Source organism: Flavobacterium sp. (assembly GCF_039916025.1).
In the GTDB taxonomy this organism is placed as follows: Bacteria; Bacteroidota; Bacteroidia; order Flavobacteriales; family Flavobacteriaceae; genus Flavobacterium.
In genome coordinates, this window is the sequence record NZ_JBDSMB010000160.1 from 1 (window position 1) to 20,053 (window position 20,053).

Sequence of the window (20,053 nt, forward strand, 5' to 3'; positions counted from 1 at the left end):
AGAAAAAGTAGTTTTTTAATGAAAATTGGGGTGGTCAATTTAAACTGGAATTAGATGGTCACTTTGAATCGGAATTAGGTGCTCACTTTAAATCGGAATTGGGTGGTCAATATCATCGGAATTTGCATTTGGAAAGACAAAGTAGAACAATACCGCATTAAGTATCCTGATAATGAAGAAATGGTACAGCGGCAATTGCAGAGAGAGCGTTTTATATTACCCGAAGTAAGTAATTTCGATTACCTTTTTCAAAATCGTAATGAAGCCAATATTGGCGAAATTATAGATATTGGCTTAACGGCTTTGGAGGATGCAAATCGTTCAAAATTAGCAATGGTATTCCGAAGCATTTCTTTTAATTCCGAAACGGTGTTTGGTCAAACCAAGCAGCGTAATGCAATTATGAAAAATTTATTGGTAGATTTTTCAGCATTAGATTTACAACCATCCCATTTAGAAGGTAACGATATTATTGGTGATAGTTATGAGTTTCTAATTTCAAAATTTGCAGGGGAAAGTGGTAAGAAATCGGGAGAGTTCTACACGCCTAGCGAAATAAGTACATTACTAGCGAAATTAGTTGACCCACAGCCCGGAAACAGAATATGTGACCCTACTTGTGGTTCCGGTTCTTTACTAATAAAAGTAGCCAACGAAGTTGAAGGTAAAAACTATTCTTTATATGGTCAAGAAAATAATGGAAGTACTTGGGCTTTGTGCCGAATGAATATGTTTTTGCACGAACAAGACAGCGCAACAATAGAATGGGGAGACACGATTAACAATCCAAAACTATTAGAGAAAGATAATCTAATGAAGTTTAATATAGTGGTAGCAAACCCACCATTTTCACTTGACAAATGGGGTTCGGAAACCGCTTCATCAGACCAGTTTAATCGTTTCCATAGAGGTGTTCCTCCCAAAAGTAAAGGCGATTATGCTTTCATCAGTCACATGATTGAAACTACTTATGAAGATGTTGGTAAAGTGGGTGTAATTGTGCCTCATGGTGTTTTGTTTCGTAGCAGTAGCGAAGGACAAATTCGTAAAAAATTAATTGATGAAAACTTACTGGAAGCGGTTATTGGCTTACCTGCCAACCTATTTTTTGGTACAGGAATTCCAGCAGCGATATTAATTTTTAATAGAGGAAAAGGAGCAAATAAAGACATTCTGTTTGTGGATGCCAGTCGAGAATTTGAGAGTGGTAAAAACCAAAACAAATTTAGAGAAAGCGATATTGAGCATATTGTAAGTGCGTTTAATGCATTCAAAGAGGCAACACCTTTAACAACTGAAAAAGGAGCTGTTATAGAAGATAAATACAGCTACCGTGCCACTATTGCGGATATTATTGAAAATGACTATAATCTAAACATTCCTCGTTATGTTGATACGTTTGAAGAAGAGGAAGAAGTTGATATTAAAGCTACACATCACAATATTACAGAACTAAAAAAACAACTTTCTGAAGTAGAAATCCAAATGGAAAACTACTTAAAAGAGTTGAATTTAATTTAATAATAAGAAGTTAAAAGGTAACAATTTAAACTATGCAAGTAAGCAAAATACAATATGCATCTGACCTCCATTTAGAATTTCCTGAAAATAAGAAATTCTTTAAAGCCAATCCTTTAATCCCTAATGGGGATATATTGATATTGGCAGGAGATATTGTGCCTTTTACTGTCATGGATAAACATGAAGATATTTTCAATTATTTGTCGGATAATTTTCAAATGACCTATTGGATTCCGGGTAATCACGAATATTATTATTTTGATGCGATTAACAGAACTGGAACATTTTATGAAAAAATTAGAAGTAATGTCATTTTATTAAACAATTCAGTTGTACAATTCCAAGATACCAAACTCATATTTTCTACTTTGTGGTCTAAAATTAGCCTTGCCAATCAGTGGAATATAGAACGAGGGCTTAGTGATTTTCATGTTATCAAATATAACGGTAATAGGTTTACTGCGGAAGCGTATAACCAATTACATGATGATTGTATCAATTTTATCAACCAAGAATTACAAGTAGATAAAGATGTCAAAAAAGTAGTCGTAACGCATCATGTTCCTACATTCAAGAAGTACCCTAAAATATACAAAAACAGTACATTAAATGAAGCTTTTGCAGTAGAACTTTTTGATACAATTGAAGCATCTAAGGTAGATTATTGGATTTATGGGCACAGCCACCACAATACTTCCGATTTTAAAATTGGCAATACGCAAATGCTGACTAATCAATTAGGATATGTGCAACGGAATGAAAATGGAAAGTTTAACCCTGAAAAATGTTTTAATATATGATTTTCAATATAATAAAGTTATATTCGCACAATAAAGCTAATAACTTTATTGAAAATTTTTAACTTTATTAAGGTATAAGTTATGAGAAAAGCTATTAATTACATCAACGAAACACTAGGCACAAATGCTATAGAAAATCCAATTCAAAATAGTGATTTGGGTGATTTGCCTATGTATATTTCCCAAGCATACAAACTATATGAGACTAGGATTTTTTTCAAAGATATAGTGTTAGTAGAATTAAAAAATGAAGACGATTTGAGTATTTTACAAGCAGACAAACACTTGCAATTACTCAAAAATATTCTGAATAAAATAGTTGTATTAGTATTGGATAATTTGCAATCGTATAACAGAAAGCGACTAATAGAAAAGGGAATAAACTTTATCGTACCGGGGAAACAAATTTTTTTACCGGAGTTGTTAATTCATTTAAACGAAAGTTACATCCAGCCAAAACCAAAACTGCGAAATGAAACCCTAATGCCGTCAGCGCAGTTTTTGTTACTATATCATATTATTCATAGATATGAAAAATGGAAACTAGAAGAGCAGTCATTCAAAGAAATTGCCAAAAAATTGAAATATACCCCAATGGCAATTACTTATGCAGTTGAGGATTTAAAACAAAGGGAACTGATTGAAGTCTATGGTGACAAAGAAAAGTACATTAAGTTCAATTTGGAAAGAAGCGAATTATGGTACACCGCTCAAGAGCAAAAACTTTTGGCAAGTCCAGTACTAAAAACGGTTTATGTTGATATGTTGCCTACTGATGTTTTTATGTTAAAAGCCAATGCTTCGGCATTACCTGAATACAGTAGCTTAAACCCAAGTAAACAACAATATTATGCCATTGAAAAAAACGCATTTTATTTCTTGCAAAAAAATAACGGTTTGGTAAATGCAAATGACCGAGAAGGACAATATGCCATAGAAGTATGGAAATACAACCCAGAAGCTTTAGCGGAGGACATGGGAAATGACAATGCAGTAGTTGACCCATTGTCATTATATCTATCTCTAAAAGATAGCCTTGATGAGCGTGTAGAAATGGGCTTAGAACAAATAATAGAAAAATATATATGGTAGTAGGATTAGATACTTTTAGCGCACATTTCAAAGACTTTCAAGACAGTTACATTATCATTGGTGGAACAGCTTGTGACATCATTATAGAAGAAGCAGGGTTTACACCTCGTGCTACAGATGATATTGATATGATATTAATTGTTGAAGCTTTGTCGCCAGAGTTTGTGGCAAAGTTTTGGGAGTTCATCAAACAGGGTAAATATACTATACAGCAGAAAAACCAAGAGGAAAGAAACTGTTACCGTTTTGCAGTTCCGGAAAATCCGGATTATCCAAAACAGTTAGAATTATTTTCAAAAGTTCCGGACGTTATTGATGCAAATGAAGGAGCACACCTTACACCTATTCCGGTTGAAGAAGGTTTGTCAAGTCTTTCAGCAATATTGTTAGACGAGACCTATTATAAATATACCATCGAGAATAGCGATATAAAAGAAGGAGTACATTTTGCTGCGCCTCACACTTTAATTTGTCTAAAGGCATTTGCATTTTTAAACAATACCGAAAGAAAGGCAGCGGGACAGAATGTACGTTCGGTTGATATTAAAAAGCACAAATACGATGTATTCAGAATGATAATGATGCTAACAGAAAACAGTCAGTATGATTTACCACAAACCATAAAAGTGGACATGCAGAAATTTGTAGATGCCATCAAAAACGATTTGCCCAGCTCGGAAATTTTTGCAGCAAACGGTTTTGGAAATCAAGACATGGCAGCAATTTTTAACCGATTAGTGAAGTCGTTTCAATTAATGGAATAGGATAAATACAAAAAAAAATATAACTACTAAAACAACAAACCAAAGTAGCAATCCATTGTGATAACTACTATTAAAAAACAAAAATATAAATTATGCTAACAACACAACAAAAACAAGAATTCAGCGAAATCCTAGAAGAGTTAGGAGAAACTTTAGATATTACAGAAAATCAATTTAACGCGGCTGTAACGAGTTACAATGCGGTTGGGAATTGGCTTTGTAATGATAATTCAAGACTACAACCTTATAACCCAAGCGTAAAACCGCAGGGTTCATTTTTAATAGGCACAACTATTCAACCTTATACAGAGGGTCAGGATATTGACATTGATTTAGTTTGTGAATTGACTGGTAAAAATTCAAATTGGACACAAAAAGACTTAAAGGATATTGTAAAAAAACAATTAGAAGACCATAAAAAGTACGAATCAATTCTTGATGAAGAAGGAAGAAGATGCTGGACTTTAAAATACAGAGAGAATTCTGTTAATAATGACCAATATCACATGGATATTTTACCAGCGGTTATTGCAAATGGGTATAATGTTGTTTTAACAAAAATGTTTTCCGAGTCAAGAACCATGAACTTTGATAGCTTGGCAATCAGAATAACAGATAAAGAATTATTGAACTACGATAGCGCAACTAATCCTGATAATTGGTTACAAAGTAATCCATTTGGTTATGCTAAATGGTTTATTGATAGAGCACAGACAAATACAATTAAACTCTTTTCGTTAAACGAATCTATCCAACCTGTTCCTAAATTCCAAAAAGACAGATTACCTCTTCAAAGAGTAGTTCAAATCTTGAAACGCCATAGAGACATGATGTTTAAAGATGATAAAGAGAAACCAATTTCAATAATAATTACCACTTTAGCCGGGTATGCTTATCAAGGACAAACTAATGTACTAGAGGCACTTATTGATGTGATTGATAGAATGCATCTCTTTATAGATGTTGAGCAAGACAAAGACACAGGAGAATATTTCCGATGTGTTAAAAATCCTGTACACACTACAGAAAATTTTGCAGATCGTTGGAGAGATACTCCAGAAAAAGAGACAAAGTTTAATAATTGGTTGAAAAAGGTAAAAGCAGATATTGTCAACGCAACAGAACAAACTGGTCAGCACAATATAATTAATTCACTTTCTGAATCATTCGGAGAAAATGCAGTTAAAAAGACGTTCAGCAATATTGGAGATAGAGCTAGGCTTTTAACAGAGCAAGGGAAAAATCGTTTTGATGCGACAGTAGGTTTATCAACAGCCGGAGCAAGTGCAATTAAACCGCATAATTTTTATGGCTCAGAAGAATAATCCAATACCAATAGCGATACAAGCATCAAGTATAAAGAGAATGTTTCCCAATTCTACTGTAACTAGCTTTCATGGACAGAAAATAACTTGGACACATACCATTACGCCTTCTCCTTTAGGAGCAGAATATGAAATTAAGTTGGTTTTTGAAATGCACAAATACCCACAAGTATTTGTGCTCAATCCAAAGCCATTGGCTTTAGCAAAAGGAGAAAAACGATTACCACATTGTTATGACCAGATTAAGCAAAGGCTTTGTTTGTTTTATCCAGGTTCAAGCGAATGGTCTAAATATATGTTATTAACAGATACAGTAATTCCTTGGGCTTATGAATGGTTATACCATTACGAAATATGGTTAGGTACTGGCGAATGGAAAGGTGGTGGCATTCACCCACAAAACAACCAACCAAAAATTTAAAATAAATAGTAATAAATGAACAAAAAACTACAAGACATATACGCATTTCTTAAAGCTAACAGAAGCTATAATAAGCCCATCCAAATCGGTTCTTATAAAATGGCTTTGTTACCTTATGAAACTACCTTTGAAAAGGTATATGCCCTGTTGTACAATACACTCAATTCACAATCCCAAGTAAACATGGACAAATCAGCTATTTTCTTTAAACGAATAGCCGCCAGTAAAAGCAATCTAAATTCATTAGCTGATTTCCTTAAAACTATTGGAGGAACTGCTCAAACACCACTAACATACAAATCGATATTTGAACTACTAACAAAACAAGAAAGTTGGGGAGACAAAACAGCAGCACTATTTGTTAAAGCAGTATATCATTGTCATGTTGGTTACGCAAATGAATTTCATTTTTGGAACGATGCACCAAAAGAGCTTTCCAAAGAAGACGAATTGTTTTTACCAGTTGACGCGGTAATATATTTTATTTTTAAAACTATCGGCAGCCCATGCAGCAATACCTTTTTGGGCATTAACAAATACCTAAAAATTAATTTTTCAAAAAGCAATTTTGAAGTCTGGGATGACCTATGGTTTTGGGGTTTTATTACTCAAAAGAGTTCAGGTAAAACTAGAATAATGCAGTTCAATGAAGAAAAATACTGGAATCTTTTAGATGCTCCAAAAGACCAAAATACGATTAATAAAACCAAACAATTAGCTAATCAATTTATTGATTTAATAAAACGGAACTAGAACATGGATAAAAATACGGCATATAAGCAAACTGCTATCGGATTAATTCCTGAGGATTGGGAAGTGAAAAGACTAGGAGAAATTGGAGAGTTGAAAAATGGCATTAATAAAGATAAAAATGATTTTGGTTTTGGTTTTCCAATGGTAAATCTTATGGATGTTTTTGGTATTAATAAAATATTTAAAAATAATGTAAACCTTGGATTGGTTAATGCAAATGAGAGAGATTTAAAAGAGTTTTCATTAAGAAAAGGCGATGTCTTATTTATACGCTCTTCTGTTAAGCCAACTGGTGTAGGTTTAACTACTTTAATTTGTGATGATTTGGAGAATACAACTTACAGCGGTTTTATTATTAGATTTCGGGATAATGATTATCTAAATTTAGAATATAAAGCTCATTGTTTTTCGGATGAAAATTTCAGAAAAAGATTACTGAACAAAAGCACAATTAGTGCTAATGCAAACATAAATCAAGGCGCATTAAATAGTTTAAAGCTCCCAATTCCTCCACTCCAAGAACAACAAAAAATAGCAGAAATACTTAACAAGTTTGATGAAGCCATAAACACCACCAAACAGATTATTGACGGTTTAAAAGTTAGGAATAATAGTTTATCACAAAATCTTCTTTTAGGGAAAAAGAGAGTTACTGGTTTTGATGAGAAATGGAGAGTTAAAGTAATGGGAGAATGTCTAAATTATATACCTAGACCAGTTCCAAAACCAACTGAAAATTATTTGTCGCTAGGATTAAGAAGTCACGGTAAAGGAGTTTTTCATAAAACGGATTTCGATACAGATAGCGTTGCAATGGATACTCTATTTGAAGTTAAAGAAAACGACTTAATCATAAACATCACATTCGCTTGGGAACAAGCTGTTGCAATTGTAAGTAAAAGTGATGAAGGCGGTTTAGTTTCACATCGTTTTCCAACTTACACTTTCAACACACAAAATGCAATACCAGAATATTTTAGGCATTTTATTTTGCAAAAATACTTTAAGTTTTTGTTAGAACTTATTTCACCCGGTGGAGCTGGTAGAAACAGGGTAATGAGTAAAAAAGATTTCTTGAAATTAGAAATTAAGCTACCAGAGGTTGAAGAGCAAAGAGCAATTGCAAATATCCTTAATACTGCAAAACTAGAATTGACGCAATATGAAGAGAAATTACAGAAATTACAGTTACAGAAAAAAGGACTAATGCGGCAGTTATTAATGGGTAAAATGAGAGTTAAAATATAAAAAAGATAACTATGAATTTTAATGTTTACGATTTAGGAAGTTTAAAATCGGGCGATAGAGTGCAAGTAACTTTACAAGGAAGTGCTGCTAATGTTAGATTGATGGATAGTTCCAATTATAGTAATTATAAAAGCGGAAGAAGACATACCTATTATGGTGGTTTAATTACTAAATCGCCAACAGTGTTAGGTGTTCCAAGTTCTGGGAGATGGTATGTAACAGTTGATATGCAAGGATTGCGCGGAACAGTTAGGTCTTCGGTAAAAGTATTGCCGTCTGCTTTGCCAGCATATAGAGAACCATCCCTTGCTACGGTTCCGTCATTAGTTCATAAAGATGATTTTACAAATTTTAATAGTATAGAAGATGAAAGAAAATATGATGTTTTTATTTCTCATGCTTCTGAAGATACAGACGAAGTAGTAAGACCATTAGTTTATGCACTTCAAAGTGAAGGATTGACTGTATGGTACGATGAATTTGAAATGAAAATTGGCGACAGTTTGAGAAGAAAAATCGATAAAGGTTTAGTGAACAGTAAATTTGGTGTAGTTGTTCTATCAAAGGATTTTATAAAGAAAGGTTGGACAAACTATGAGTTAGATGGTATAATTTCAAAAGCAGTAACTGGTGAACAAGTAATTTTACCTATTTGGCATAATATCACAAAGAAAGAGGTTATTGATTTTTCACCATCATTGTCAGATAAATTAGCAAGAAATACAGCCGCATATACTGTAGAAGAAATCGCAACTGAAATTGCAGAGTTAATAAATTCAAGCAATTAGTTTTAAAGACATAAATCTCTTTGTTTAAAAATATAATTTATGGGAAGTAATAATTTTAAAATATTATCAATTGACGGCGGTGGAATTAGAGGGATATTTCCAGCTATGTTTTTGGTTGAATATGAAGCCAAATTAAAGGCAGACGGAAATCCTAATTGGCAAGTATATCAAAACTTTGATTTTATATGCGGAACCTCTACAGGCGGAATAATTGCAATAGCCTTGTCACTTGGTATTCCAGCAATAGAGATTTATGAATTATATTGTAATAATGCCAGTGTTATTTTTGGTAATAAACGTTGGTTACTCAGAACATTTTATAAATCTAGTTATAAGAGAGATACTCTTGAAAACTTGGTTAAAAAGAAATTTGCAGATGCAAACAACAATGAAGACCCACGGATGATTCACTGTAAAGTACCAACATGTGTAACAATCTATGATTTGCAAGATGGTGCTCCATCTGTTTTAAAATCTAAATATCATGAAAAATTTGTAAGGGATTATCACATTCCTGCCTATCAAGCTGCATTGGCAACTAGTGCAGCGCCAACATATTTTAATCCCTATTCAAGTGAGTATGTTGATTTAAATGGTTTAAATAAATCTTTTCACAATAAGGTGGATGGTGGTGTTTTTTGTAATAACCCTACTCTGACAGCAATTATTGAAGTTCAAAAAGCATTCAAAAAAAATCTTTCAGATTTAAGTGTTTTATCGCTCGGAACCGGGCATCAGAAATTTAGCGATGCAGGTATGTTGAATAACAATGGTATAATTTCAAAAGGATTAAAGAAAATTAGAGTTATCAACAGGGACGGCAAACGAAACAACTGGGGAATAAAATATTGGATGCTTTCGGGAGGAAAAAAAAGATTGATTGAATTATTCATGCAAGGTCAGTCACAACAAGTCCAAAATTTAATAAGCCTTTTACAAAATGGAATTGACAAGCAAGAGTACCCAAATTTTATTTATCATAGAATCGACACGGAACTTGATGAAAATTGTAAAATTGATATGGATGAGACCAATAAAGAAAAGCTGAAAAAATTAGCTGAAAAGGCTTCAAGAGAGTTTCAGTTAAACGCATCTACAGTATTGAAACATTTCAGTAAAACAGCATAAATAAAAGCTATGGCAAATGGACATGTAAATTTTATAAACTTTGAGAAATCTATTTCTTTAACTGTGGCAAAAAAGCAAAAGCTTATCTCTTCAAGAGTAGCACTCCAAAAAAAGATAGTAGATTATTTTAGAGGAGTACCGGGATTTACTGTGCCAAAATTTTACATACAAGGTTCTTATAAAATGGAAACGATGGTAGTAGGCAAGGACGGAACTTATGATGTTGATTTAGGAGTTTATTTCCTCCAAAAACCTTTGTTAACTTCATCTACGGTAAAAAGACATTTATATAATGCGGTGGCAAACCATACCTATAGGGGAGCCGAGAATAGAGATAAATGTGTTCGTGTCATTTATGCAGGAGATTTTGATATTGATTTGCCAGTTTATTATAAAACAATGTATAATATGCATCCTTTTTTAGCAACAAAACTAACTTGGACGGAAAGTGATCCAAAAGAATTATGCGATTGGTTCAAAAGGAAAAGAGATAGAAACGGTCAATTGATAAGAGTTATCAAATACTTCAAGTACTGGGCAAATATTAGAGATAAAAAAATGCCAAATGGAATAGCGTTTACCGTTTGGGCTGCAAATAATTTTGTAGCTAATAGTAGAGATGATGTCGCTTTCTATGAGACAGCAAAAGCAATAAGAAATTCAATTTATTGGTCAACTACTTGCCGTAATCCCACTACTCCAAATGATGATTTTTTGGACAAATTGAGTTCGATACAGAAATCAAATTTCAAACTGTCTTTAGATAGTTTAATCAATGATGCGGCACAAGCAATTGAAACCAGAGACGGCACAATAGCATATAGGTTATGGAGACGACAATTAGGATTAAAATTTCTCTAATTATTAATTCAAAGAGGATTATATGAAAAAATATTTATCAAAGGGTGTAAGGAAATTTAAAGAAGATGCTTTTTCAAAATTCATCTATGATTTTTTGAAATGGATTATAATATTAATGGCGACTTTTATTTTAGCAAATTATATTCCTTCAATTGAATCGGTTTCTAATTTTCTATCATCACAATTAAACTTGAGTATTTATAATTTAGGTATCGTTTGCTTAATAATAATAATAGTTAATACTACGGTCTTGTATTTGGTCTTCAAGAAAAAATACAAGAGTTTACAGGAAGTTTATTTTACCGATAAACTAACAGGATTAAAAAACCAAGCAGCACTAGAAAAATACTTAGATAAAAAGATAATTGATTTAAAAAAGAGTAACGCTGTGTGTTCATTAATACTTATGGATATTGATAATTTCAAAGCTATCAATGTGAAATTTGGTTACAGTCAGGCAGATGAAGTAATAAAAAAGATTAGTGGTGTTTTGGCTCGTGATAAAAGATATACAGATGAAGTTTTTAGATATTTTCAAAGAGGAGATGAATTTTTAATAGTATTAAATGACACTGGTATTGATGGTGCTTTGAAAGCTGCAAATCGTAAAATAGATTTGATAAGCAAAATTAAATTTGAGTTAAATAATGGCACTGAACAATTTACAGTTTCGTGTGGTGTAACAGAGTTTAATAATGTAACCGATAATTATCTGACTGTGACAGAAAGATTAAACCGAGCACTTCTTGATGCAAAAGCACAACCTAATAAGAATAAAGCTATTGGAATAGTTTAAACCTGATACAACACTAACTAATAATTATCTGTTTCAATAAATATAAGTCAAATGAAAATAGTAAAATTACAATCACACTTGATTTCAGAGATTAAAAAAGCTACTGAAGTTTGTATTGCTTCAGCTATTGTTTCTGAGAATGGTTTACAAACCATTTTGGACAATAAAGATGAAGATTGTAATCTTAAATTAATTATTGGAATTGATTTGCCAACGCCGGTAGCAGTATTTAAAAAACTACTACTGTTAGATGATGAAAGTATCGAGGCTAGGGTGTTTTTGAAACCAACATATTTTCATCCGAAATTATACTTAACAAGCGGTAAAAATAAAGCAGCTTTTATTGGTTCTGGTAACTGTACGACTGGAGGATTAGATAATCATATCGAACTATTTCATAAAGTTTCCGATAATGAAGTTTATGAAGAATATAAAGCATGGTTCAACACTTACTTTAATTTAAGCTCAGGAATTACAGAAGAATGGCTAAAAGAGTATGAAAAATTATTTGAAGACAGACAAGTAGTTGAAAATTCGGAAAGAAAAAAAGTAAGTGCTTTTAAAAAGAAAATCATGGAGAATAAAGAAACGGTTGATTTGGACAGCATTGATTTCACAAACCAGTTTTTCAAAATTAATCACTACAAAGCTTTTGAAAATTACAAAATAAAGAGCAGACTTCAAGACCATGATAAGGAACGCTTAGAAGTAAAAAAGAGACTAGAAGAGTTACACGATTTAGTTTTGCCATTAATAGAGAACAAAGGTTGGGATATTCATCCACACCACATGAGTAGTCATATTGTTTCCTCACATCAACACGGCGAATTCACTAGTGATGATTTAGTTGCGCTTTGGTTACATTATGGTAGAAGCGAAGAAGATTTGTCAAATTTCAAAAAGATGTATGGAGATAATCAAACCAGTATGTATCAAATGCGATTACAGGTTTTGGTTCATTTAGAGGATGTTTCTATTTGGTTAAGAGTAGGTAAAAACAATGGTAGTATCGTTGACAGAGAAAATTTTAAAAAGAATATAAAACAAGCAAGCTATCAAGATAAGTTTCATTCGCTTATTAGCAAATTACCTGATGATTATTATATCAAAATCAATGATGAAAAGAGAATGGTAAGAACATTTACAAACGCTGTAGAATTAGCAGATTTTGTAAAAAACGACAATATTAATAGACACTATTTTATAATTGGAAGAGAGTATTTACCCAGCTCGATAAAATTATCAGAAAATAATATAGCTAATACGATTGTTGAAGAATTTAAATTTCTCTACCCGATTTATGAATTAATTAAAACAACAATATAATGCAATTACCATCCTACATAGAAGACCACATCAGTCAGATTCCGGCTTTGCAATTATTGATAAAAATGGGCTACCAATACCTATCGCCAGAAGAAGCAATGGAGTTACGAGGTGGTAGAACAAGCAATGTATTACTGGAACCTATTTTAAAAAAACAACTCGAAAAAATAAACAGCATCCAATACAAAGATAAAGAGTTTTCTTTTTCGGAAAGTAATATCAATTTGGCGGTTATTGCTTTGCGAGAATTGCCTATACAAGATGGTTTTACCAAAGCAAATCAAGCATTTTTTGATTTAATTACTTTGGGTAAAAGTTTAGAACAAAACATTTTAAATGATAAAAAAAGCTTCTCTTTTCAATATATCGATTGGAAAAATATAGAAAATAATAGCTTTCATGTTACCGAAGAATACGCTGTATTGCGAAGCGAAAGAAACGACACCTATCGTCCAGATATTGTATTGTTCATCAATGGTATTCCAATGGTAGTTATTGAATGCAAAAGCAACGTTATAAAAGACCCAATTAACGAAGCGATTTCTCAACACTTACGTAATCAACAAGAAGATGGAATAAGAGGTTTATACCAATATTCTAATTTGGTAATGTCATTGGCTGTAAATGAAGCAAGATATGCCACTACAGCCACCCAAAAAGAGTTTTGGAGCGTTTGGAAAGAAGTATTTAGAACCAAAGAAGAAGGCATCCAATATGGTGATGCTATTCGCCTACTAAAAAACAGTGAATTACCCAACACGGAACGAACAGCAATCTTCAACCAACGTTTCAAAAATGTATTGTATTATTTCAATCAACTCGAAAAAGAAGAAGTAATTGTTACACAACAAGACAAACTAGTATTTAGTTTATGTCAAAAACAGCGACTTTTAGACTTAATTTTCAATTACATTGTCTATGATGATGGCATTAAAAAAATAACACGATACCAACAGTATTTTGCCATAAAAGAAACACTTAAAAAAATTAGTGTTCCCGATGTGAATGGGAAACGTACAGGTGGTGTAATATGGCATACACAAGGAAGTGGAAAATCGCTAACAATGGTAATGTTAGCGCAGCTTATAGCGACCGAAAAAAGTATAAAAAACCCAAAGATTATACTCGTTACTGATAGAATAGATTTAAATACTCAAATTACGGAAACATTCCAAAAGTGCCATGTCGATGTTGAAGAAGCACAAACAGGAAAACATTTAGTAGAGTTAATCAATAGTCCAAAAGATGCAGTAATTACAACACTAATTCACAAGTTTGAAGCAGCCATAAATCAATCAAAAGAAGGATTTACTTCGCCTAATATTTTTGTTTTAATAGATGAAGGACATCGAAGCCAATATGGCTCATTCAATGTAAAAATGCAAAAGGTTTTCCCAAATGCTTGTTTTGTTGCTTTTACTGGAACTCCGTTGATGAAAAAAGAAAAGAGTACAGCCAATAAATTTGGTGGTTTGATTGATGTTTATTCTATTACTGATGCAGTCGAAGACAAAGCCGTAGTGCCATTATTATATGAAGGAAGACACAATTTAATTGAAGTCAACGAAAAACCATTAGACACTTTTTTTGATAAGGTTTCTGAACCATTAACGCCTTATGGTAAAACGGCACTAAAAAGGAAATACAGTACCGCTAACCAATTAAACAAAGCCGACCAAGTAATTTATGCGAGAGCTTGGGATATTAGTGAACATTTCGAGGATAATATTCAAGGAACTGGTTTCAAAGGGCAGTTAGTAGCTCCAAATAAAACAACAGCTATCAAATACCGAGAGAACATCAAGGAAATAGGAAAAGTAAGTTGTGAAGTTTTAATTTCTGCACCGGACACTAGAGAAAATTATGATGATGCTTTTGAAGAAAATGAAGATGTAGTACTGAAATTTTATAAAGCCATGATGAGTAAATATGGTAAACAGGAAAATTATGAAAAATCAGTAATCAGCGCATTCAAAAAACAAGAACAACCTGAACTCATTATTGTGGTAGATAAACTCTTAACAGGGTTTGATGCTCCAAACAATCAAGTACTATACATAACAAGAAGTTTAAAAGAGCATACCTTATTACAGGCTATTGCAAGGGTAAACAGAGTAGCACCGGGAAAAGAATATGGTTTTATTATTGACTATTTTGGTAATTTAGAAAATTTAGATAATGCACTAAATACTTATGGTGGGTTGAGTGATTTTGACAACGATGAACTATCAGGAACAATAAAAAACATAAATACTGAAATAGAAAAATTACCGCAAGCTCACAGTGAGCTATGGGATATTTTTAAAGCCATAAAAAATAAATACGATGCCGAAGCTTATTCAGAATTGTTAAGTGATATAAGTATCAGACATCCATTCTATGAAAAGCTATCTGCTTTTATTCGTTTATTTAAACTAGCAATGGCATCCATTCAATTTAACGATGTTAAAAATGAAAAAACGATTGATAAATATAAAAAGGACAGTAAGTTTTTCTTGCAACTTCGAGTAGATGTAAAACGCAGGTATTTTGACGATTTAGATTATGCAGCTTATGAGCCACAAGTGCAAAAGTTAATTGATAAGCACATCACCACGCATGGAGAAGTATTAAAAATAACAGAGCTTGTTAATATTTTTGATAAAGACAAAAGGGAAGCCGAAGTAGAAAAAATAGTAAGTAAAGCAGCTAAAGCTGACCATATAGCTACTAGAACTGTTAAGGCGATTAATATCAAAATGAATGAAGACCCAATCTTCTACAAAAACTTATCAACTTTAATCAAAGAAGCAATTGACGATTACCATCAGCACCGAATTGATGAAGCTTTGTATTTACAAAATGCTAAAGAATACGAAAACCAATTCCTTACAGGGAAGCAGAATAATGTTCCAAAGCGCATAGAGGAAAAGCCAAATGCAGTAGCGTTTTACAACCTCATAAATTCAGTTTTAGAAAATAGTTTTAGCAAAACTCCAGAGCCAAAAGAAGTACAAGCTAGTACAGCTTTAGAAGTTGAAGAGTGCATTAAAAATATAGTGTACGAAAATGACACTCTAATTATCGATTGGCAAACCAATACAGAGATTGAAAAAGAATTGAAAAACAATTTAGATGATTTGCTTTTCGAGAAACAGCAACAATATGATACCCAATTCTCATTTGACAAAATTGATGAACTGATAGAAGAAGTAATCAAAATTGCTAAACTTAAATACGTCTAATGCTACAAACAATTCAACAAGTAAATTACGGTAGCAAAAGTATTCAGTATAAATTGTCTTTTGCAGCAAGAAAGTCATTAGGAATAAAAGTTTTACCCGATGGCTTGGTAACAGTTGTGGCTCCAAATGAAGCAAGCATTGTAGAAATCAATAAAAAAGTTAAATCTAAAGCCAATTGGATAATTAAACAACAAGCATTTTTTTACAGCTATATGCCAAAAACACAAAAGCGTCAATTTGTTAGTGGTGAAACACATTTGTATTTAGGAAGACAGTATAAAATAGAAATCTGTAAAGATAACTTCAATGAAATTAAGCTATACAGAGGAAAAATGATAATTACGGCAAAAAAAATCAACCCTGAATATTTAGAAAAAAAACTAAACGAATGGTATAAAGAAAAAGCTATCATATTATTTGAAGATTTAGTAATAAAGGCATTAGAAAAATTCACAAAATATAACTTAGAAAAACCCGAAATTGAAATCCGGCAAATGGAAAAACGTTGGGGAAGTTGCACAAAATCAGGTAAGGTAATCCTAAATACCGAATTAGTTAAAGCTCCAAAAGCAAGTATAGAATATGTTGTAATTCACGAACTATGTCATTTGATTCACCATAATCACAACAAAGGATTTTACGAATTGCAAGAACGGATAATTCCTGACTGGAAAAAATGGAAAGAAAAATTAGAACATGCTTTGTCGTAATTGAAAAAGGTAAATGAATTATGGAAACTATTCAACTAACTAGAAAAGAATTATACGATTTAGTTTGGTCAACATCACTTTCCAAGTTGACACAACAATATGCACTTTCCAATGATGGAATAAAAAAAATCTGCAAAGAGTTTGACATACCCATTCCTGATAATGGCTACTGGACGAAACTAAAATTCAATAAAGCAATGGGAAAAGAAAGGCTTAATGAAGATTTTGATGGAGTTGATAAAATAGTTTTAACCCTAAGAGCTGAGGGAAGCGAAAATAGCATCAGCCAAACACCTTTAGTCATACTAAGCAATCTAATAAAGAACGATCTCAAAGCTCCAACAAAAGTTTCGGGTAGATTATCCAAACCGGATAAGCTAACAATTCAAACCCAAGATTATTGGGCAAAAGAGGAAAAAGAGGGATATTATAGGGATGATTCCAAAATTATATTGCCCATTCGAGTAGGTAAAAGCAACAAAGAAAGAGGACTCAGATTTATGGATGCGTTAGTAAAATTAATAAAATACAGAGGACATTCATTTATCAAAAAGAATTTTGAATTTTTTGTAGTGATTGATGAAATAGAAATCCTTTTAGATTTAAGAGAAGCTACAAAAAGAGTTCCTTCAACAGATAGATATAGTACATCGGATTATATACCAACTGGAGAGTTTATACTTAAAACAGGACGATACTCAAGAATTAAAGAATGGAGAGATGGTAAAGTAAAATTAGAAGAATTATTACCTAATATTGTTGCTAAACTTGAAATAGATGCACAAGAAGAAAAAAAGCAAAAAGAAGCATCTCGTTTGTGGCGTTTGCAATTTGATGAAGAGCAAAGAGTGAAAAGCGAAATCAAGAAACGTAAAGAAGATGAAATTGCAAAATTCAATAAACTACTTGCTTTATCAGAACAATACAATAAAGCGCAACTTATCAGACAATATATAGAAGTTAAAAATCAAAAAGCAATCAAAGAAAATAACCTAAACGAAGAAAAACAAGAATGGATAAATTGGGCTAATGACAAAGCTGATTGGTACGACCCAACAATAAATAAGCGAGATGATATTTTAGATTCTTAATTTTATTGAATTTTTCCTAATTAAAGAATTGCAATAATTACAAGGTCATTTTTTAGGTTTGAAAACTGTTGCAAGCAAGTAATTTATAGCATCTTTTTTGTAAACTTGACAGGTTTTTTTTTCTCTTTCTCATTTTACTAATTTCATTTAAACTATGGAAAATCCTTTTGAACTCATTTTAGAAAGACTGGATAGAATTGAAAAAGCAATCCAAAATCTTAATCACATTAGCGACATACCCGATGTTAATCAAATTATGAATATTTATGAAGTTGCTGAATACATCAAAGTAGCAAAAACTTCTATTTACGGTATGACACATCGAAATACAATACCACACTATAAAATTGGTAAAAAATTATATTTCAAAAAATCAGATATTGATGAATGGATATTCTCAAAAAGAATTAAAACTCGTAGTGATATAGAAGAGGAAGCAATGGAATATATTAGGAAAAATCCAAGACGTTTCTAGTTTACGATACTATAATGAATGATAAGGACAAATAATTTAATTCAGTAAAAGCTTTATATTTAGTGTGATACTACCTAAGGTCTGTTTTTAGGCTTAAAAACAGTCGCTAGCAAATATTCTATAGCATCCTGCTTTGTAAATACGGCTCGTTTACTTTTTTTCTTTTTTATGTTTAAAGAAGCTTTTAGTTTTTGTTCGTTTATCAATGCAATAAATTTTTCTTTTTCATCAGGAGTAAGTGCAAGGAAAACTTCATATACGGTATTGGCATTCATTTTTTTTATATTAGTTGACTGCTCTATTCAAATTTTTTTGAGCTATAATATAAAATTAATTTGAAACCTTAATTTGAAATTAATTTGTTGTACCTATGTTGTACTAAACTGGTTTTAATTTTAAAAATATCAATAAAATAAGGGGTTTGCGAATGTTATTGTTGTAAACAGCTGTTAGTGGTAGTTTTCCAGATTTTAATCAGTTGTATTTATAATTCCAACTGTCTTCAAAGTAAATTTTTTCATTTCCATTATCCCAAACACTAAATATTCTATTGTTTAAAGTTTCAAATGTTTCTTTTCCTCCTTTAAATTCTAGAATTTCTTTTAATAATAAGTCATCTTCGATATTTGCGATTTTTATTGCAGTTTCTTTAGAATGTCCATCTCCAGTATCTAAAATTGTTTCTAAAACTATTTTTAATCTAGCATTTAAATAATAGCTGTCTGTTGTTTTTCTTTTCAGTTGACACTCACATACTGGAACTAAGGTTGTAAGTTCAACAGGATTTTTTTCTAAATTTAAGTATCCTAATTTTATAATTTTATTGCAATTATTCTGCATTACTGCTTTTCTAAAATTGTCTTCGTTTGGATTGTCTAAAAAAGATAATCCACTTCCTTTTTTATAGATTTGACCATAATATAAAAACTTAAGATCTTCTTTGGAAATACTTTCAGGTATGGTATTTATTTTGTTTAATAAATTAGGATAGAAGTATTGTGAAGATGGATTTTCTATTTCTAATTTAATTTTTTCTTCAAATGTAATTGAGTCTTGATTTTTTTGAGCATATGAACTTAAAGTCAAGAAAATAAATATCACAACTTGGTTAAATCGTTTCATTTTTAGGGGTTTTGGTTTAAAATTGCCACTAACTCATAAATATCCGCATGTTACATTTACAAGTAGCTACAAATACTTTTATTCGTTTTTGAGTATTTACAATTGTAAAAATAACAAAAAAATCCCGCTTCTTTCGAAATGGGATTTTGTATTTATCTGGCAAAACTGCCAACTGAACACTGAATACTAGAACTGCTCTCTTCCTGCAAAGTGGAAAGTACCTTCGATAGCTGCATTCTCATCGCTATCAGAACCGTGAACTGCATTTTCACCAACTGAAGTTGCATATTTTTTACGGATAGTTCCATCTGCAGCCTGCGCTGGATTTGTAGCTCCGATTAATGTTCTGAAATCTTCAACAGCATTGTCTTTTTCCAGGATAGCAGCTACGATTGGGCCACGTGTCATGAATTCTACCAATTCTCCGTAGAAAGGTCTTTCAGCGTGTACAGCATAAAATGCTTTTGCATCAGCTACCGTTAATTGCGTTAATTTCATTGCTACAATTCTGAAACCACCTTCAGTAATCATATTTAAAATTCCACCGATGTGTCCGTTTTCAACACCATCAGGCTTAATCATTGTAAATGTTCTATTCGTTGCCATTT

General features: G+C 32.0%; 20 protein-coding genes. 17 read left to right on the forward strand and 3 right to left on the reverse strand.

Annotated elements, in window-relative coordinates:
- Positions 1-102 precede the first annotated feature (102 nt).
- The 17 genes from ABIQ27_RS12405 (at position 103) to ABIQ27_RS12485 (ending at position 18,323) form a co-directional block, all read left to right on the forward strand.
- Positions 103-1,521: a type I restriction-modification system subunit M gene (locus ABIQ27_RS12405; protein WP_348034215.1), complete on the forward strand. Its 1,419-nt coding sequence runs from the start codon at positions 103-105 to the stop codon at positions 1,519-1,521.
- A gap of 32 nt (positions 1,522-1,553) precedes the next feature.
- Positions 1,554-2,321 (forward strand): metallophosphoesterase, encoded by a 768-nt coding sequence (locus ABIQ27_RS12410; RefSeq protein WP_348034216.1) that lies wholly within the window; start codon positions 1,554-1,556, stop codon positions 2,319-2,321.
- A gap of 81 nt (positions 2,322-2,402) precedes the next feature.
- The gene (locus tag ABIQ27_RS12415) at positions 2,403-3,413 is read left to right on the forward strand and encodes a helix-turn-helix domain-containing protein (RefSeq protein ID WP_348034217.1); all 1,011 of its coding nucleotides are present in this window, start codon (positions 2,403-2,405) and stop codon (positions 3,411-3,413) included.
- Positions 3,407-4,177 carry a hypothetical protein gene (locus ABIQ27_RS12420; RefSeq protein ID WP_348034218.1) on the forward strand — a complete coding sequence of 257 codons (771 nt, stop codon included), beginning with the start codon at positions 3,407-3,409 and terminating at the stop codon, positions 4,175-4,177. The genes ABIQ27_RS12415 and ABIQ27_RS12420 overlap by 7 nt, the downstream gene beginning before the upstream one ends.
- Before the next feature lie 92 nt (positions 4,178-4,269).
- Positions 4,270-5,502 carry a nucleotidyltransferase gene (locus tag ABIQ27_RS12425; RefSeq protein WP_348034219.1) on the forward strand — a complete coding sequence of 411 codons (1,233 nt, stop codon included), beginning with the start codon at positions 4,270-4,272 and terminating at the stop codon, positions 5,500-5,502.
- Positions 5,486-5,923, forward strand: a complete 438-nt coding sequence (locus ABIQ27_RS12430) for a hypothetical protein (RefSeq protein ID WP_348034220.1) — start codon at positions 5,486-5,488, stop codon at positions 5,921-5,923. Before ABIQ27_RS12425 ends, ABIQ27_RS12430 begins: the two co-directional genes overlap by 17 nt.
- A 15-nt stretch (positions 5,924-5,938) precedes the next feature.
- On the forward strand, positions 5,939-6,676 hold the full coding sequence (locus ABIQ27_RS12435; RefSeq protein WP_348034221.1) for a hypothetical protein: 738 nt from the start codon (positions 5,939-5,941) through the stop codon (positions 6,674-6,676).
- Positions 6,677-6,679: 3 nt separating this feature from the next.
- Complete coding sequence (locus ABIQ27_RS12440) at positions 6,680-7,924, forward strand: restriction endonuclease subunit S (RefSeq protein ID WP_348034222.1); 1,245 nt, start codon at positions 6,680-6,682, stop codon at positions 7,922-7,924.
- A gap of 11 nt (positions 7,925-7,935) precedes the next feature.
- Positions 7,936-8,712 carry a DUF1883 domain-containing protein gene (locus ABIQ27_RS12445; RefSeq protein ID WP_348034223.1) on the forward strand — a complete coding sequence of 259 codons (777 nt, stop codon included), beginning with the start codon at positions 7,936-7,938 and terminating at the stop codon, positions 8,710-8,712.
- Positions 8,713-8,751: 39 nt separating this feature from the next.
- Positions 8,752-9,840 (forward strand): CBASS cGAMP-activated phospholipase, encoded by a 1,089-nt coding sequence (locus ABIQ27_RS12450; protein ID WP_348034225.1) that lies wholly within the window; start codon positions 8,752-8,754, stop codon positions 9,838-9,840.
- 9 nt (positions 9,841-9,849) lie between these two features.
- Positions 9,850-10,701, forward strand: a complete 852-nt coding sequence (locus tag ABIQ27_RS12455) for a cyclic GMP-AMP synthase DncV-like nucleotidyltransferase (RefSeq protein ID WP_348034227.1) — start codon at positions 9,850-9,852, stop codon at positions 10,699-10,701.
- Between the two features lie 22 nt (positions 10,702-10,723).
- On the forward strand, positions 10,724-11,497 hold the full coding sequence (locus ABIQ27_RS12460) for a GGDEF domain-containing protein (protein ID WP_348034228.1): 774 nt from the start codon (positions 10,724-10,726) through the stop codon (positions 11,495-11,497).
- Positions 11,498-11,548: 51 nt separating this feature from the next.
- Positions 11,549-12,823 (forward strand): phospholipase D-like domain-containing protein, encoded by a 1,275-nt coding sequence (locus ABIQ27_RS12465; RefSeq protein WP_348034230.1) that lies wholly within the window; start codon positions 11,549-11,551, stop codon positions 12,821-12,823.
- Entirely contained in the window at positions 12,823-16,047 is a 3,225-nt protein-coding gene (locus ABIQ27_RS12470; protein ID WP_348034231.1) for an HsdR family type I site-specific deoxyribonuclease, read from the forward strand. The genes ABIQ27_RS12465 and ABIQ27_RS12470 overlap by 1 nt, the downstream gene beginning before the upstream one ends.
- Positions 16,047-16,757: a SprT family zinc-dependent metalloprotease gene (locus tag ABIQ27_RS12475; protein ID WP_348034233.1), complete on the forward strand. Its 711-nt coding sequence runs from the start codon at positions 16,047-16,049 to the stop codon at positions 16,755-16,757. Before ABIQ27_RS12470 ends, ABIQ27_RS12475 begins: the two co-directional genes overlap by 1 nt.
- A 20-nt stretch (positions 16,758-16,777) precedes the next feature.
- Positions 16,778-17,848 (forward strand): hypothetical protein, encoded by a 1,071-nt coding sequence (locus ABIQ27_RS12480; protein ID WP_348034234.1) that lies wholly within the window; start codon positions 16,778-16,780, stop codon positions 17,846-17,848.
- Positions 17,849-18,002: 154 nt separating this feature from the next.
- A complete protein-coding gene (locus tag ABIQ27_RS12485; RefSeq protein WP_348034236.1) occupies positions 18,003-18,323 on the forward strand; it encodes a helix-turn-helix domain-containing protein in 321 nt (106 codons plus the stop codon).
- 74 nt (positions 18,324-18,397) lie between these two features.
- On the opposite strand, the gene ABIQ27_RS12490 is transcribed toward ABIQ27_RS12485, so the two are convergent.
- The 3 genes from ABIQ27_RS12490 to ABIQ27_RS12500 all read right to left on the reverse strand — a co-directional run bounded on the left by ABIQ27_RS12490 (position 18,398) and on the right by ABIQ27_RS12500 (position 20,051).
- Complete coding sequence (locus tag ABIQ27_RS12490) at positions 18,398-18,598, reverse strand: hypothetical protein (protein WP_348034237.1); 201 nt, start codon at positions 18,596-18,598, stop codon at positions 18,398-18,400.
- A gap of 199 nt (positions 18,599-18,797) precedes the next feature.
- Positions 18,798-19,445, reverse strand: a complete 648-nt coding sequence (locus tag ABIQ27_RS12495; protein ID WP_348034238.1) for a DUF4919 domain-containing protein — start codon at positions 19,443-19,445, stop codon at positions 18,798-18,800.
- A gap of 186 nt (positions 19,446-19,631) precedes the next feature.
- A complete protein-coding gene (locus ABIQ27_RS12500) occupies positions 19,632-20,051 on the reverse strand; it encodes a nucleoside-diphosphate kinase (protein WP_348034239.1) in 420 nt (139 codons plus the stop codon).
- Between the last annotated feature and the right edge of the window lie 2 nt (positions 20,052-20,053).